The sequence below is a fragment of the Pseudoalteromonas sp. Ld19 genome, assembly GCF_045064135.1.
GTDB lineage: Bacteria > Pseudomonadota > Gammaproteobacteria > Enterobacterales > Alteromonadaceae > Pseudoalteromonas > Pseudoalteromonas aliena.
In genome coordinates this window covers 47,718-62,997 of sequence record NZ_JBISHA010000018.1, presented here as the reverse complement: position 1 = coordinate 62,997, position 15,280 = coordinate 47,718, and the positions used below count along the sequence as shown (strand labels likewise).

Below are 15,280 nucleotides of genomic sequence, written 5' to 3'. Positions count from 1 at the left end.
CTTACTCAAAAATTATAAGTAATTGGCAATAAGTTCTTCAGCGATCTGTACACTGTTAGTTGCAGCGCCTTTACGCGTGTTATCACTTACAACCCACATGTTCAACCCATGAGGATGAGAAATATCAGCGCGTAATCGGCCTATATAAACAGTATCGTTACCACTAGCGTCAGAAACAGCTGTTGGGTAATCACCTTCATCATCGATTAGCTCAACACCTGGCGCATCTTTTAATAACTGCTTAACGTGCTCAAAGTCGTAAGGCATGCGTGTTTCAATATTAATTGATTCAGAATGTCCAAAAAATACAGGAACACGTACGCACGTAGGATTAATGGCAATAGTTGTGTCACCCAAAATTTTATGAGTTTCGTTCACCATTTTCATTTCTTCACGTGTATAGCCGTTCTCTTCAAAGCTATCAATTTGAGGTATCACGTTAAATGCTATTTGCTTTGGAAATACTTTATTATCCATAGGGCGTGCATTCATTAAATTTGCTGTTTGCTTTGCAAGTTCGTCAACCGCTTCTTTACCTGCGCCTGATACAGCCTGGTAAGTAGATACATTAATGCGGTCAATTCCGTATGCATCATAGATTGGTTTTAGTGCTAACATCATTTGAATCGTTGAGCAGTTAGGGTTCGCAATAATATTGCGATTTCTAAAATCAGCTAGGCTTGAAGCGTTAACCTCTGGCACTACTAATGGGATTTCAAAATCATTTCTAAAGTGCGATGTATTATCTATTACAATACACCCCGCATCAGCAGCAATCGGTGCATACTTTTCAGATACACTGCCACCTGCAGAAAACAAACCTATATGCGCTTGGCTAAAATCAAAGCCTTCAACGTCAAGTACTTCAATGGTCTCACCACGAAACTTTATGTCTTCACCCGCGCTGCGGCTGCTAGCAAGTAAAAAAAGCTGATCAACTGGAAACTTACGATCCGCTAGCGTTTCAATGATTTGACGGCCTACTAAACCAGTAGCGCCAAGTACGGCAACGTTATATTTTTGCGACATATTTCTTCCTCTATAAACGATATTAAAATAACACCGTTAGTTAATAATTATTTAGCTATGGTAAAACCAAGTTGGCTAAGTGCAGCAAGTTGTGGGCTCTCACCTTGTAGCGATAAAGTACTAAACTCTCGTCTTACTGGGTAATTTTTACGTAAACTATCAAAACCATCATTTTCTAAATGACGCAGTAAGATTCCATCATCACGACGAACGTCATAAATTAAGTGCACCAAACGGGCAATGTCTTGCTCATTAAAATGTTGCGTAATCGTTGCGCTCGTAATAACTGGCAAGGGTAAAAAGTCATCAAGCGATTTACTTGCCTCTACGCTTTTGAGTTCACACAATTTTTGATACAGCATTTGTGTACCTCGTGCTTTTCCTTCCAGCGTATGCCCTGCAATATGCACACTGGCATAACGAACATGCTCTAGTAATTCAGTTAAAATATTGGGTTCTTTTTCCCACACATCAAGCACTAAATCTAGATCAGCCCCAACTTGCATTATCTCAAGTAATGCTTGATTATCAATTACATCGCCTCGGCTTGCATTAATTAGCGTAAGCCCTGGTTTAAGTGCTTTTAAGCGGGCTTTATTCATCATATGCAGTGTTTTATGTTCGCCACTTTTAACTAGCGGAACATGAAAAGTTACAATATCTGATTGCGCTAACAGCTCATCAAGCGTTACGTGGTTTTCTAATAGACCTTGCTCGTACTTGATTGGATCGCACAAAATTACGTCTACATTTAATGCTTTTAATTTTTGCGCTAAACAGCCGCCGATATTACCTACACCCACTATACCAATAGTTTGGCCGCTTAATGGGCGCGCATTCTCTTGGCTTAGAGCAAATAAACTGCTAATGACATACTCTGCTACAGCAACAGCATTACAACCAGGCGCACTGCTAAAAGCAATATTTTTATTATTCAGTAATTGCGTATCAATATGGTCAATGCCAATTGTAGCAGTGCCCACAAAGCTTAATTTATTTGCCTGTGCTAATAGTTCATGATTAACACGAGTCACTGAACGAGTAAGTAATACATCTACATCTACGAGCTGTTCAGGGATCAATTTACGACCATCAAAACGCTCAACCTCACCAAAGTCTGCAAAGTACTGCTCAACTAAAGGCATATTTTGATCGGCAAGAATTTTCATTACTGCATCCGTTTAGCTTTTGTGGCCTCCATTGTAACGAACAACCTAGGCGTTACACAAACTAAAAAGCCGAGCAATGCTCGGCTTCAAGGTATTTAGTAAAAACTAATTAACCTTTATATTTGCTCATTACTAAAGTGGCGTTTGTACCACCAAAGCCAAAGCTATTAGACATTACAGTATTTAGCTCAACGTCACGACGTTCAGTAATAATATCTAACCCCGCTGCTTGCTCGTCTAACTCATCAATATTAATGGAAGGCGCAACAAAGCTGTGCTCTAACATCAATAAAGAGAAGATGGCTTCATGAACACCAGCAGCACCAAGGGCGTGCCCCGTCATTGCTTTTGTTGCACTGATCATTGGCGACTTACCACCAAACACTTCTTGAATTGCACCTAGCTCTTTAACATCACCAACAGGAGTAGATGTGCCGTGCGTATTTAAGTAATCAATACTATCTACATTTTGCATAGCTTGGCGCATACAACGTGCAGCACCTTCACCTGATGGAGCCACCATGTCGTAGCCATCTGATGTTGCACCGTAGCCAACAATTTCAGCGTAAATGTGCGCGCCACGTGCAAGTGCATGTTCTAGTTCTTCAACAACAACAATACCGCCGCCGCCAGAGATAACAAAACCATCGCGATTTGCATCATATGTGCGAGAAGCTTTTTCGGGTGTTTCATTGTACTTAGTAGAAAGTGCGCCCATAGCGTCAAATTCCATTGCCAGTGTCCAATGCAACTCTTCACCGCCACCAGCAAATACCACGTCTTGCTTACCAAGCTGAATTTGCTCTACTGCATTACCAATGCAATGCGCAGAAGTAGCACATGCAGAACTAATCGAATAGTTAACACCTTTAATTTTAAATGGTGTTGCTAAACAAGCAGATGTCGTACTTGCCATAGTGCGTGGCACCATATAAGGCCCTACACGTTTTACGCCTTTTTCGCGTAAAATATCAGCCGCTTCTACTTGCCATTTAGACGAGCCGCCGCCAGAGCCAACAATAATACCCGTGCGTTCGTTCGATACTTGCTCGTCAGATAAACCTGAATCTTCAATTGCTTGCGTCATCGAAATATAAGAGTAAGCAGCAGCATCGCCCATAAAGCGCATTGCTTTACGGTCAACATGTTCTTTAACGTCAATATCAATTTTGCCCGATACGTTACTGCGCAACTTATAATCGGCAAATTCTTGGTTAAAAGCGATACCGCTCTTACCTGCTTTTAACGATTCTAGTACTTCTTCTTTATTGTTACCGATACTTGATACAACACCGATACCTGTAATTACAGCTCTTCTCATGGGTAATTCCCTTAGCTTAATACTCAATTGCATTCTATTTTACGCGAATTTAGTCATCTAAGTGGTCAGCTTTCTAGCGTACACTTGTACTCTGAACCGCTAGCTTATAAATAACGCCAGACTATTTCAAAGAAAACCCGTAAAATAATTAAAAAATAGACTCTATAAATTTAAACTCATGATTAAAAACGCACATATACACTTTAATGATTTAGGCACACCTTTCGCTAATGACTTCAGTGATATTTATTTTTCTAATGACGATGGTTTGGCTGAATCACATTATGTGTTTTATGAGAAAAATAATATAGATGCACGATTACAAAATCATGACCAACCACATTTTGTTATAGCCGAAACCGGTTTTGGTACAGGCTTAAACTTTCTAAATACATGGCAACGCTTTACTGACCATCTTGCACGCCAACAAGTTCAAAATCAATTAGATAAAGATGTTAAACGCTTGCACTTTATTTCATTTGAAAAATACCCTTTGCAAATAAATGATCTAAACCAAGCATTAAAAGCATGGCCTTCGCTAAGCTCATTTAGCGATCAATTAATAAAACGCTACCCTATTAATTTAGCAGGATGTCATAGGCTAGAGTTTGAAGAAGGCCGTGTAATACTCGATTTATATTTTGGTGATGCGCTTGAGTCAATAAGTGCAATGAGTTTTCCGCAAACGGGCATTGTTGATGCTTGGTATTTAGATGGCTTTGCGCCAAGTAAAAACCCTGATATGTGGCAACAAAATTTATTTGACTCGATGGCTAATATTTCAAGAGCGAATGCAACTTTATCAACATTTACTGCTGCTGGCTTTGTTCGTCGAGGTTTAATTGAAGCCGGTTTCAACACTACAAAAACCAACGGGTTTGGTCAAAAAAGGGATATGCTTATTGGCCAACTTGAGCATGTTAAAAACACTCAATCAGCCCCTGCTTATTTTAATCAAGATAGTAGCACGTTAAAAAATGTAGCTGTTATTGGCGGTGGTATTGCCAGTAGCTGCATTTTATATAGTTTGGCTAAACGCGGTATAGCAAGCCAGTTATATTGCCAAGATGAACAACCCGCAATGGGTGCATCGCACAATGTACAAGGTGCTATTTATCCTCATTTACAAGCTAAAAACTCACCTCACAGTGAGTTATTTGCACATAGCTTTTTATACGCAAAGCGCCTATATAGCGAATTACTCACTAATGGTTTTAGTTTTGATCATGATTGGTGTGGCGTACTACAGCATGCTGTCAAACAACCTCTCGCCGATAAGCATCAGAATTTAGCACAAAAGCAACTGTGGCCAACCCAGCTAATGCGCAATGTAACCCCAGAGCAAGGTGATGAAATAGCCGGTGTAACGACAGGTTATTCAGGCGTGTTTTTTGAACAAGGTGGCTGGGTAAATCCCCCTCAACTGGTCAATGCCATGCTAAATGCAGCAAATAGCTTAACGCCATTTAAAAGTACATTTAACTGCGATATTAAACAGCTTAAAAAAACCGAGGATGGCTGGTTTTTATTAACTAATACAGAACAACTAGGCCCCTTTAGCGATGTCATTATTTGTGCTGGTGAACACAGTGATGCATTTGAGCAAACAAAGGCATTGCCAATTGTAGGCGTACGAGGTCAAGTTTCGCACGTTCAGGCCAGTGAACAGTCAGACAAACTTAAAACAGTGCTATGCCATAAAGGCTATTTTACCCCTGCTTATTTAGAGCATCACTGTATGGGGGCCACATTTGAAAAAAACACGAAAAGCCGTCAAGTTACAGCCCATGACAACCAATTAAATCAAGAGCAACTTCTTAATTTTTATAAGCAAAGTGAATTTGCAACAACACTCGGTAATATCACCTCAGCTAAAGCTGCCGTACGCTGCACATTTATCGACCACCTACCAATGGCAGGGCAATGGTGCGAGCAAAACGATTACACACAGGCTTTTGCTAATTTACGCTTGGGCAAACGTTATCAATATGAACCACTAAAAAAGCCACAGCAGGGTTTGCATATTTTTACAGGGTTTGGGGCACGTGCTTTATGCAGCGCACCGTTAAGTGCCGAACATCTTATCAGTTGCTTAAATAATGAGCCTCGCCCATTAAGCGAACGTGTCAGCCAGGCAATTCATCCAGCTCGGTTTATAGTACGTGATTTAATTCGTAATAAAATTTAATTATTGTATGCAAACAACAATACCCGCTTGCGCGTTATACTATTTTTACAGGTTTATATGATGAAGGTGGGTAAGAAGAATTACTTTAAAATAACTCTTCTGGCAACACATGTTTTGGGGATTAATTATACGCAGCTAATGCGATGCTATCATTTATATCTGCAGAAATTTCTTGTGCATTTGCCTGATTGAACCACGCTGAAACACCTAAAATAATGATAGAGATTATAATTAAGCTTAATTTAACACCGCTTTGTTTTGATTTCATAATACCCCATTTATAATTTTTATTAGTAAGAATAGCTTTCAACACTAATGAAAATTACATGTGTTAACAAGCTGTTTTTTAACTATTTGGTTATAACTTAATAACCCTTCTTTCTATTTACTTGGTTATTAAGCTTAGCTCCCTTTATGAATAGTTCAATATTATCGGCTATTTGCTCTGTAACACTGTTTAAATCTGACAATGCTGCACAATGTGGTGTTAACGTGATTTTAGGATGCTGCCAAAATGGATGCTCATCATTTAGCGGTTCTTGGTCAAAAACATCAAGCGTAGCCGCACGTAACATTTCATTATCTAATGCACTTAATAAGTCTTGTTCAACAACGTGTTGTCCTCGCGCTACATTTATTACAACAGCATGCGCTGGCAGCTTAGCTATTAATTCATGATTAATAATACCTGAGGTCATCTTTGTAAGTGGCAGTAAACATACTAGGTAATCGGTATTTTTAAGCATTTCATCAAGTCCGTGCTGGGTACAATGTATATTTACATCAGCATCCTCCTTGTGACTTTGTGCCCATGCACTTACATCAAACCCATTTTTAATTAGTTTTTTAGCGCATGCTTTGCCAAGCTCCCCGTAGCCGAGTATACCAACGTGTTTATAATTATAGGCACGCTTTGGTTTCCAACTTTGCTGGCTTTGCTTAATAAAATAGTCTTTTAAACGTAATTTTTGCGCTAGTACATGGGTAAGTACATATTCGGCCATATCCTCAGCGAGTTGTTCATCAACAATGCGTACAACATTAATATGCTCTGGCAACTGCGTTAAATCAATGCTATCAACTCCAGCACCAAATGATGAAACAACTTTTAAATTTGGTAATTGCGCCCACATTGTCTGAGGTGCTTTCCAAGCAAGTACAAAATCTACGTCATTCAAATTTTGGCATTCTGGCCATTGCTCAATACGCAATGTTGGTAAACAAGCTTGCAACTGCGCCATTAATTTTGTGTTATCCCGCCCTGTAATCGCAATTAATACCGACATGCATCCCCCAATAAAATTGTTGATCAAATGAATATGCGCCTAATTATGCCTTTGCTTTGTCTTATTCGCACTTCAAAAAGTCACACAATTGCAAAGTAATTGTCACACCCTTTTTTTACTCTATCTCAAAGGCAAATATACCAATGCGTTTTAGAGGTTAATATGATCAGTATTGATAAAGTAATAGCAGCAAATTTACCGCAACTAAAAAACTCACCAAAAGTAACCGGTTTAGTAAAAAAAGGACTTGGATACTTATTACACGAGCAAGAATTTGTTGCATTTGGTGATGCCTATCCCCACTTACAAGGATTAGAGTTTGTAGAGCAGGTCCTTGACGAACTTGATTTTGACACCCGCTACAAACCAAAACAGATTGAGCATATACCTAATGAGGGTAAATTGGTTATTGTTGCAAATCATCCAATTGGATCGCTAGATGCATTGGCGTTAATTAAGGTCCTTTCAACGGTGAGGCAAGACTTAAAGGTCGTAGCGAACCGTATGTTAATGTCAGTCACTCCCATGCATGAACTCTTATTACCCGTTGATAACTTATCCGGAATGAGTAAAAAAATTGAGCTGCATAATATTCATCAACACCTAAAGAGTGAAGGAGCATTATTAATATTCCCTGCAGGCGAAGTGTCGCGTTTGAGCCCGACCGGAATAAAAGACTGCAAATGGAACAGCGGCTTTTTACGTATGGCGAAAAAAGCTAACTGCCCTATTTTACCTGTATTTATTAAAGCTAAAAATAGCCCTCTATTTTATGGCACTTCAATGATCTACAAACCTCTAGCAAGCCTATTGTTAGTCAAAGAAATGTTTAAGCAACGTCAAAAATCTTTAGAGTTTGAAATTGGTGCTTCTATTCCTCCTGAGTCTTATTTAATAGAAAATCTAAAAGACAAAGAAGTAGTAAACCTTATCCGAAAACAACTTTACAGGCTTACCAGTAAAAAACCTCTGCCGCTAAAAACACAAATGCCCATTGCAGTTCCTGAGTGCAGAAAAGAGCTTAAAAAAGCGATTGATCAATGCCAACTACTTGGTAAAACACAAGACGGTATGCATATACACCTTTATCAATATACAGGTAGTTCGCCGGTTTTTAGAGAGTTGGGTCGCCTTAGAGAAATTGCGTTTAGAGCGGTAGGTGAAGGCAGCGGAAAGCGCCGTGATATAGATAAGTTTGATATGGACTATCAACACCTTGTTCTATGGGATCCTTCCCAGCTAGAGTTAGTCGGTGCCTACCGTTTAGCTTGCGCAGCAGACATAATCAAAAAGTACGGACGAGAAGGCCTCTATACCGCTAGCTTATTTACTTATACCGATGCAATGGCGCCCTATTTGCAACAAGGAATTGAATTAGGTCGCAGTTTTGTCCAACCTAAATATTGGGGACGTAAAAGCCTTGATTACTTATGGTATGGGATTGGTGCTTTTGTAAAAAACTACCCACAATACCGTTATTTATTTGGCGCGGTGACCGTCTCTAACGCCTTACCCGAACAAGCTAAAGCGATGTTGGTTTATTACTATCAGCATTATTATAAGAGTAACCAGATACTTGCTACGCCAAATAACGAATTTAAACTAAGTGATCAACAACTAACACAATGCCAAACCGTATTTACGGACAGCGATATAAAAGAAGACTTTGTAGAACTTAAACATGTACTTGCCAACATGGGCGCGCAAGTTCCTACGCTATTTAAACAATATACAGAGCTCTGTACGCCTGGCGGGGTGCAATTTTTAAGCTTTAGTATCGACCCTGATTTTAATAATTGCATTGATGGTTTAGTGTTAGTCGATCTTGAAAATGTAAAAGAAAATAAAGCAAAACGCTATCTCGGGAAAGAATAAACACTGGCGCCTTTAATATCAATTCGCTTAATTAAATACTCTATTTTGAGGGAATAAAACCATGTAGCTAACAAGAAAAAATTTGTTATTTAGTTATTCTCAGCAATTGCTCCAGCATTGCTCTGCAGACATTTTAACGCCGTTAGCATCCGGTTTAATCCCTCAAATTGATAAACATACTTTTAAGTAGCGAAGTATAAATAGCGTCTATCTTCAATAAATCCTCAATAGGCACGTTTTCATTTACTTGGTGAATTGTATGATTACGCACACCACACTCAATTACTTGAGTGTGGTTATTTGCAAAAAATCGGCCGTCAGAAGTCCCGCCACTTGTACTTAATAAAGGGTAACTTCCCGTTTGTTGATAAATAGTGTGTTCTATATGTGAGAGTAAACTCCAATCCTTAGCTGCACTGGTATAATAAGGTTCACAAGGGCGTTGCCACTCAATACTGTAATAAGCCGCAAACTTATTCAGAGCCTCAGTAACACGCGATTTAACTGCATCGCTATTGTAACCATGGCTATAACGCACGTTAAATGTAATTTCGCAGTTACTCGGCACTAAGTTATCAACCACATTTTTGATATTAATTCCGGTTACTTGCAAAGTCGTTTTTGAACTTGTCTCATCAAGATCCCACGTTTGTGTACTTAATAGATTAACTATTTTAGCCCCGATGTGCGCCGCATTAACTGTGTGTTCTGGATAGGCAACATGCCCTGCTTTACCATTAACAACAATACGCGCAGATAATGCTCCACGTCGACCATTTTTAATCGTATCACCCACATGCAAATGGCTTGTCGGCTCTCCAACTATACAACCATCCAAAATAACTCCTCGCTTAGTAAGCCTATAGGCTATTTCCTGAGAGCCAAATTCAGCCTCCCCCTCCTCATCAGAGGTAACAAGCCAATAAAGCGAACCGATTTTCTTTTTATTACTATTTATTAAGCTTTTTGTTGCACTGAGCATAGCGGCAACACCGCCTTTCATGTCCGCAGCGCCCCTACCATAAACGGCACCGTTTAAAATACGTCCTGCAAAAGGCGGACTTAACCAATTGCCCGTTGCAGCCGGTACTACATCAATATGCCCAGAAAATGCAACGCAAGGGCCAGGTGCGAAATCAATATGTGCAATCAAATTGGTCACGCCTTTTACTTTAAACTGCTCACAACTAAATCCTAGCTCAGCTAAGTGATCATTTAGCCAATCAATTGCACCAGCTTGGTTAGGTGTCACTGATTCGAACTGAATAAGTGTTTGTAAATACGCAACGACCTGTGCATGCAAGACATTGTTATTTTTTGTTTTTTCAATCGTGGCTAAAGACATATTAAACACTCTTAATAGCTTAAAGAGCCTTAATTAAAGCGCTAGATTATGACTAATCGATGTCAACACTGATACATTCTTGTGACCATTCACAATCTACCTATGTCAATCATTGCTTTAAAAAATTGACGCTAACATTAATCTAAATCAAGAAACCATTTCACAACATTCAAACATATTTGAAACTTTGATCTAGAACAATTTTTTATTTTTTTTGGCTGCAATAATAGCGTCAATCAAAAAGTAGTTCTTGGAGAACAACATGAAAACCACAATGAGCATTGCATTACTAACTTCTTTACTTGCACTATCTCCAGCTGCACACGCTAACTTTAGCGTAAATGTTGGCGCTATTAACGTAAACCCTGATAACAGTAGCTCTACAATCAATGAAGCGCCGACTCTAGGCCTAAAAGGTGATTCAGATACTCAGCTTGGTATTACTATAGATTACGCATTTAACGATCAGTGGGTATTAGAACTTATTGCAGCAACTCCTTTCTCACATGACGTAAATGGCACTGGCGGCTTAGCTGGCAATAAAATTGCCGATATAAAACAATTACCACCTTCACTTATCGCCCAGTACCATTTTTTAGATACAAGCTACGCGTTAAGACCGTTTGTAGGTGTTGGCATAAACTATACAATGTTTTTTGATGAGCAACCGTCACAAGCGCTTAAAACAACACTTGGTACTGACAACGTAGAAGTAAAACTAGATGATTCATTTGGTTTTGTAGCACAAATAGGTGCTAACTATAAAATTGACGAAAACTGGGGATTACATGCAATGGTGTCTATTATGGATATTGATACTGACGCGACGGTCTATGCTAATGGTGCTAAAGCATTAACCTCAACAGTAGAGCTTGACCCAGTTGTTGCTATGTTTGGTGTTAAATATAACTTTTAAAGTATATGGTATAGCTAAGCAATGCTTAGCTATACTTACTATGTGTGTTGAAGGCCGAAAGGCCTTTTTTTATTTAGGTAGGTTATTCACTTTTTTCTGTTCTAGCATTTCTTTCCAATGCATTACTTCTGTTGGTAAAATTGGAGTTTTACCTTCAAAGCCCGCCACTTCAAGCATTTCTTCTACACTTATAACGCCTTTTTTGCTTTTAAACACACCTCGTACATAGGCGATAGCATGTAAACCTCGTGCGGAATGAAACTTTTGCTCGATATAAAAGTATTTATGATCCCAGCCTACAAGCTTAGTGCTAATGGTGTATCGCTGCATTGGTTTAATATCACGGATATAAGTAATCGCCGTTGCGTTAACGATAGGGAACCAACGGCGCTTCAAAATTTGCTTTAGCAAACCAACACGCTCAGTCATCCACGTGCGTGATAAATCCATCATAGCTAAATAACGAGAGTTAGTTAGATGCAAATTTATATCGCAATCTGTTGGTAATGCTTTGTAATCAATATCTACTGTATCAAGTAAACCTTGATACTGATGATTACGCTTAATTTTAAAAAACAATAAAAGCAGTCGAATATATAAGTTCACAGGAGAGGTCTTACCAGTTTGTTGTTAATTTTGAGTGTATCACAAGTTTTTGAAAAAAATATCATTCATCATTATCAAGTGATACGTTAATTTTACTAAACTTTTACTGTTTTACGGTTAATACCGTAGTCACGTAATTTGTTTGCAACTGCGGTATGGCTAAGCCCTAAACGCTTTGCTAATTGGCGGGAGCTCGGATAAGCCGGATAGAGCTTGCGAAGCAATGTTGCCTCAAACCGTTTTACCGCTTGATCAAGCGAGCCCTCAAAATCTGACTCTAAATACCCTAACTCGTGCGTAAATGTAGGTAACTGTAAATGCTCTACACGTAACTCACTATCATCGAGTAATGACACAGCGCGGTAAATTGCGTTTTCTAATTGACGAACATTACCAGGCCACGGGTATTCTTGTAAAAAGCTTAAGCATTCTTGAGATAAAAGTGGTACGGGATGGCCATTTTGCTGTGCATATTTTTGTATAAAGTGCTCTGCAAGTGGCCCCACGTCAGCTTTGCGATCTCTAAGCGGAGCAATTTCTAACGTTAGAACATTTATTCTGTAATATAAATCTTCTCTAAATACACCCTCTTGTACCATTGCCGGTAAATCTTTTTGCGTAGCTGCAATAATGCGTACGTTTACTTTAACCTCGTTCTCATCTCCTACTTTTCTAAAGGTACCGTCTTGTAAAAAGCGCAGTAGCTTAGTTTGTAGTTGAGTTGACATTTCACCCACTTCATCCAAAAACACAGTGCCACCATCAGCCTGCTCTAAAACACCTCGTTTTGGTGCTGCGTTTTCTTCATAACCTGCATAACCAAATAATTCAGATTCAGCGACATCATCCGGTAACGATGCACACGACAAAGCAATAAAAGGTTTGACAGATCGGTTGGAAGCATAATGGCAAGCTCGAGCAAGCAGCTCTTTGCCTGTTCCTGTTTCACCTGTAATTAATATTGGGGCTTCTAATTGTGACATTTTGCGTGCTTCACGGACAACTCGACGCATAGCGGTACTAAAGTTATGAATAGTGGCGAAACTTTCTTGTCCATAACGTCGAAAGGCACTCACTTGCTGACCTAAACGGCTCTGTGATTTAATATTAATTACCGCACCAGCAAGCACATCACCTTCATTACCTTGAGGAACTGCAATTGGTAAAATATCAGCAATAAAATCTTCACCAGCCACTTCTACACGCGTAGTTTGGCCTAGTACTTCTTTACTCTCTAACCAACGAGTAAAATTAAACCCTTTGAGCAAATTATTAATATTTGCACCAATAACGTCTTTTTCATGCAACTGTAAATCTTTACACGCTGCATCGTTACACAAGCGTACCCACCCTTTGGCATCTATCGAAATAACTCCATCAGGCAATGCGCGCAGTAATGTATTTAGCTCATTATGTTCACGCTCAGAAGGTAAAAAAGCAGTTGTACGTACATCATGCACACCGTCGATTAAACGAATAGATGGCATGATTTTTTGAAATTGCTCAAATTCAATCTCGGGAAAACTTACATACATACGACAGTTAACTGAATCGACTTCAATACCTTTTAAATCAACACCATAGTTAACTAAAATATTAAGGATTTCTTGAGCAATACCAATTCTGTCAGCACAGTGAATATCTAGACGCATACATCCCCAAAGTAGGAAAAACCATATTGGCAGAATAATACGCTAAGTCGCTTTGAGAAGGTAGCTTATTGTAAACATTTTTGGACAAAGCTGAGCGTTAAAATACATAACCCGCTGCACTCAATATCCCTATAAAAAATCAATTACTTTGTGGGTATACTGACCAATCACCGCCATCTAACTGTATATAAGGTCGCTTGTTAACATACATCATAATAGTATCTGCGTTTTCAGCCACTTTTGGGGCTTTCGGCAGGTTCTCAACTAAGTTAGCGGTGCTATTATTTCCACCAAAAATGTCTGTTTGAAGCGTTTTGCTTACCAGCTCCGAAAGAGCAAAATAACTCGTTGAGTCATCGATTACTATCTGCGAGTAAGGTTGAACATTAGGGCCAATAAACTTAATGGCCACTGGTACAGACACAATGGCAGGGCTTGGTATTTCGCGCAAACCTGCAAACTGCACCTTATCACCTTTTAACGCAGCACCATGTTCAGGTACTACCATTAGCATTACATTTCGACCGCGCTTTTCTAAATTTTTAATAAAACTATTAATATCAGCAAATAAATTAGCGTGCCTCTGTGGGTAACTTTGCTGACTATTCATGCGAGCGCTATTAGCAAACTGATTCCCATCATGTAAGCTTGTTGTGTTGTAGTACATAGCACAAGGCTTGCAATCTTTTGCATCATTATCCAGCCAACCATTCAACACTGCCCCATCAGAATAAATAGGGCTATTATCAAAGCCATATTGAGCAATAGGCATAGCATCGATATTAAACGGTTTACTAGTCAAACCGCCGTATTTATTTATTAAACCTTTAAATTCATCAAAATGACCATCATGATTCATTACTACATTATGTTGGTAGCCAAGTTTTTCTAAGTTTTTAAATAAGTAGCATTGCTCAGGTGTGTCGTTAAATAAGGCTTCTTGACTTGTTTGCCCACAACTAGCCCTCAAAAGTCTTATCGCTGCAGGACCACTGTATGACGTTGCAGAATTAAAATCTGAAAAAACAATATCAAAATCTTTATACATAGTGGCTAAGCTAACATCGATTGTATTCAAATCATCGACAGCCATAGAGCAAATATTTAAAACAATAACATCAAATAAATCGCCTTCTACCTGTTGAGGAAACTGGCTCATGAGTAGACGTTGTTGTTGATAAAAATCACTTAATTGTTGATCGGGTGACTTTTTTTCTGTCGTTACAATTGCAGGGTCTGCGAGTATATTTTCACTCTTTTTTACAGCTAAACCCTGAGTTATTTCCGGTTGCTGAGCTGCTTTGTAATGACTCCACCCAATAAAGGTTAGACCAATAACCGTCACAGTCGTAAATCGGATCCATTGTGAGCTATACCAGAAAAAAACGATGATAATAAATAATCCTAGTAACATATCTACATTTATTACTCGCCCAACTAACTCTACAAAATAACTAGCATTAAAATCTTGGATGTTATCAGCCTGTTTAACAAGCCGATTTATTGGCGGTAGCCAAGAATCTTTATAAAGTAATATAACGCCGAGTATTACAGCGCTCAGATGCTTTAACTTTTCTATTCGTACATTTTTGAAATGTACTGCTAAAAAAGCAGCAAATGCAGTGTTACTTAAAAAATCAAAACTAATCGCCCCGTAATAAAACAATGCAAATTTTACTAAAAAATAAAGGTTCCACACCCCTAAGCCTGAGAGTTTCAATTGTTTTCCTTTTTATTTTTTGTTGGTGTATAGGGCTCTAAAACTTCGTGTTTAAATGTGACTTTATAAAAATATTTTTTTAATTTGTCTAAAACATAAGTGCTCATTAAGCATAATAAAACCCCCAGAATAAGCGCAATAAAACCGGTGATTAAAAATTGATTTAAGCTCAC

General features: G+C 38.8%; 13 protein-coding genes. 3 read left to right on the top strand and 10 right to left on the bottom strand.

What is annotated here, in order from left to right; all coding sequences use genetic code 11:
• Nucleotides 1-12 precede the first annotated feature (12 nt).
• The 3 genes from ACJJVZ_RS08040 to fabB form a co-directional block, all read right to left on the bottom strand.
• A complete protein-coding gene (locus tag ACJJVZ_RS08040; protein WP_077537381.1) occupies nt 13-1,029 on the bottom strand; it encodes an aspartate-semialdehyde dehydrogenase in 1,017 nt (338 codons plus the stop codon).
• 47 nt (nt 1,030-1,076) lie between these two features.
• On the bottom strand, nt 1,077-2,198 hold the full coding sequence (locus tag ACJJVZ_RS08035; protein WP_405599633.1) for a 4-phosphoerythronate dehydrogenase: 1,122 nt from the start codon (nt 2,196-2,198) through the stop codon (nt 1,077-1,079).
• Nucleotides 2,199-2,307: 109 nt separating this feature from the next.
• Nucleotides 2,308-3,519: a beta-ketoacyl-ACP synthase I gene (gene fabB, locus ACJJVZ_RS08030; RefSeq protein WP_405599631.1), complete on the bottom strand. Its 1,212-nt coding sequence runs from the start codon at nt 3,517-3,519 to the stop codon at nt 2,308-2,310.
• A gap of 178 nt (nt 3,520-3,697) precedes the next feature.
• On the opposite strand from fabB, the gene mnmC reads away from it, so the two are divergent.
• Nucleotides 3,698-5,707, top strand: a complete 2,010-nt coding sequence (gene mnmC / locus ACJJVZ_RS08025; protein ID WP_405599629.1) for a bifunctional tRNA (5-methylaminomethyl-2-thiouridine)(34)-methyltransferase MnmD/FAD-dependent 5-carboxymethylaminomethyl-2-thiouridine(34) oxidoreductase MnmC — start codon at nt 3,698-3,700, stop codon at nt 5,705-5,707.
• Between the two features lie 121 nt (nt 5,708-5,828).
• Here mnmC and ACJJVZ_RS08020 read toward each other — a convergent pair whose 3' ends face one another.
• Together ACJJVZ_RS08020 and ACJJVZ_RS08015 are read right to left on the bottom strand one after the other, a co-directional pair.
• A complete protein-coding gene (locus ACJJVZ_RS08020) occupies nt 5,829-5,975 on the bottom strand; it encodes a hypothetical protein (RefSeq protein ID WP_405599627.1) in 147 nt (48 codons plus the stop codon).
• A 97-nt stretch (nt 5,976-6,072) separates the two neighbouring features.
• On the bottom strand, nt 6,073-6,993 hold the full coding sequence (locus tag ACJJVZ_RS08015; RefSeq protein WP_405599625.1) for a 2-hydroxyacid dehydrogenase: 921 nt from the start codon (nt 6,991-6,993) through the stop codon (nt 6,073-6,075).
• Nucleotides 6,994-7,155: 162 nt separating this feature from the next.
• Between ACJJVZ_RS08015 and ACJJVZ_RS08010 the strand changes: the two genes are divergently transcribed.
• Nucleotides 7,156-8,868 carry a GNAT family N-acyltransferase gene (locus tag ACJJVZ_RS08010; RefSeq protein WP_405599623.1) on the top strand — a complete coding sequence of 571 codons (1,713 nt, stop codon included), beginning with the start codon at nt 7,156-7,158 and terminating at the stop codon, nt 8,866-8,868.
• A gap of 154 nt (nt 8,869-9,022) precedes the next feature.
• Here the strand turns inward: ACJJVZ_RS08010 and dapE are convergent, their stop codons facing one another.
• Nucleotides 9,023-10,213, bottom strand: coding sequence for a succinyl-diaminopimelate desuccinylase (dapE, locus tag ACJJVZ_RS08005; protein ID WP_405599621.1), 1,191 nt, complete (start codon nt 10,211-10,213; stop codon nt 9,023-9,025).
• A gap of 262 nt (nt 10,214-10,475) precedes the next feature.
• Between dapE and ACJJVZ_RS08000 the strand changes: the two genes are divergently transcribed.
• Nucleotides 10,476-11,129 carry an OmpW family protein gene (locus tag ACJJVZ_RS08000; RefSeq protein WP_273046307.1) on the top strand — a complete coding sequence of 218 codons (654 nt, stop codon included), beginning with the start codon at nt 10,476-10,478 and terminating at the stop codon, nt 11,127-11,129.
• Between the two features lie 69 nt (nt 11,130-11,198).
• Here the strand turns inward: ACJJVZ_RS08000 and ACJJVZ_RS07995 are convergent, their stop codons facing one another.
• The 4 genes from ACJJVZ_RS07995 to ACJJVZ_RS07980 form a co-directional block, all read right to left on the bottom strand.
• The gene (locus ACJJVZ_RS07995) at nt 11,199-11,735 is read right to left on the bottom strand and encodes a thioesterase family protein (RefSeq protein ID WP_077537373.1); all 537 of its coding nucleotides are present in this window, start codon (nt 11,733-11,735) and stop codon (nt 11,199-11,201) included.
• A gap of 95 nt (nt 11,736-11,830) precedes the next feature.
• A complete protein-coding gene (gene tyrR / locus ACJJVZ_RS07990) occupies nt 11,831-13,387 on the bottom strand; it encodes a transcriptional regulator TyrR (protein ID WP_077537372.1) in 1,557 nt (518 codons plus the stop codon).
• A gap of 139 nt (nt 13,388-13,526) precedes the next feature.
• Complete coding sequence (gene bcsG / locus ACJJVZ_RS07985) at nt 13,527-15,107, bottom strand: cellulose biosynthesis protein BcsG (protein ID WP_405599617.1); 1,581 nt, start codon at nt 15,105-15,107, stop codon at nt 13,527-13,529.
• Nucleotides 15,104-15,280, bottom strand: a complete 177-nt coding sequence (locus ACJJVZ_RS07980) for a hypothetical protein (protein ID WP_171037458.1) — start codon at nt 15,278-15,280, stop codon at nt 15,104-15,106. Before ACJJVZ_RS07980 ends, bcsG begins: the two co-directional genes overlap by 4 nt.

What these genes read in the sequence shown, in the direction of transcription:
- fabB (WP_405599631.1), bottom strand. Translation starts at nt 3,519, where the DNA reads ATGAGAAGAGCTGTAATTACAGGTATCGGTGTTGTATCAAGTATCGGT.
- mnmC (WP_405599629.1), top strand. Translation starts at nt 3,698, where the DNA reads ATGATTAAAAACGCACATATACACTTTAATGATTTAGGCACACCTTTC.
- ACJJVZ_RS08020 (WP_405599627.1), bottom strand. Translation starts at nt 5,975, where the DNA reads ATGAAATCAAAACAAAGCGGTGTTAAATTAAGCTTAATTATAATCTCT.
- ACJJVZ_RS08010 (WP_405599623.1), top strand. Translation starts at nt 7,156, where the DNA reads ATGATCAGTATTGATAAAGTAATAGCAGCAAATTTACCGCAACTAAAA.
- dapE (WP_405599621.1), bottom strand. Translation starts at nt 10,213, where the DNA reads ATGTCTTTAGCCACGATTGAAAAAACAAAAAATAACAATGTCTTGCAT.
- ACJJVZ_RS08035 (WP_405599633.1), bottom strand. Translation starts at nt 2,198, where the DNA reads ATGAAAATTCTTGCCGATCAAAATATGCCTTTAGTTGAGCAGTACTTT.
- ACJJVZ_RS08015 (WP_405599625.1), bottom strand. Translation starts at nt 6,993, where the DNA reads ATGTCGGTATTAATTGCGATTACAGGGCGGGATAACACAAAATTAATG.
- ACJJVZ_RS08040 (WP_077537381.1), bottom strand. Translation starts at nt 1,029, where the DNA reads ATGTCGCAAAAATATAACGTTGCCGTACTTGGCGCTACTGGTTTAGTA.
- ACJJVZ_RS08000 (WP_273046307.1), top strand. Translation starts at nt 10,476, where the DNA reads ATGAAAACCACAATGAGCATTGCATTACTAACTTCTTTACTTGCACTA.
- tyrR (WP_077537372.1), bottom strand. Translation starts at nt 13,387, where the DNA reads ATGCGTCTAGATATTCACTGTGCTGACAGAATTGGTATTGCTCAAGAA.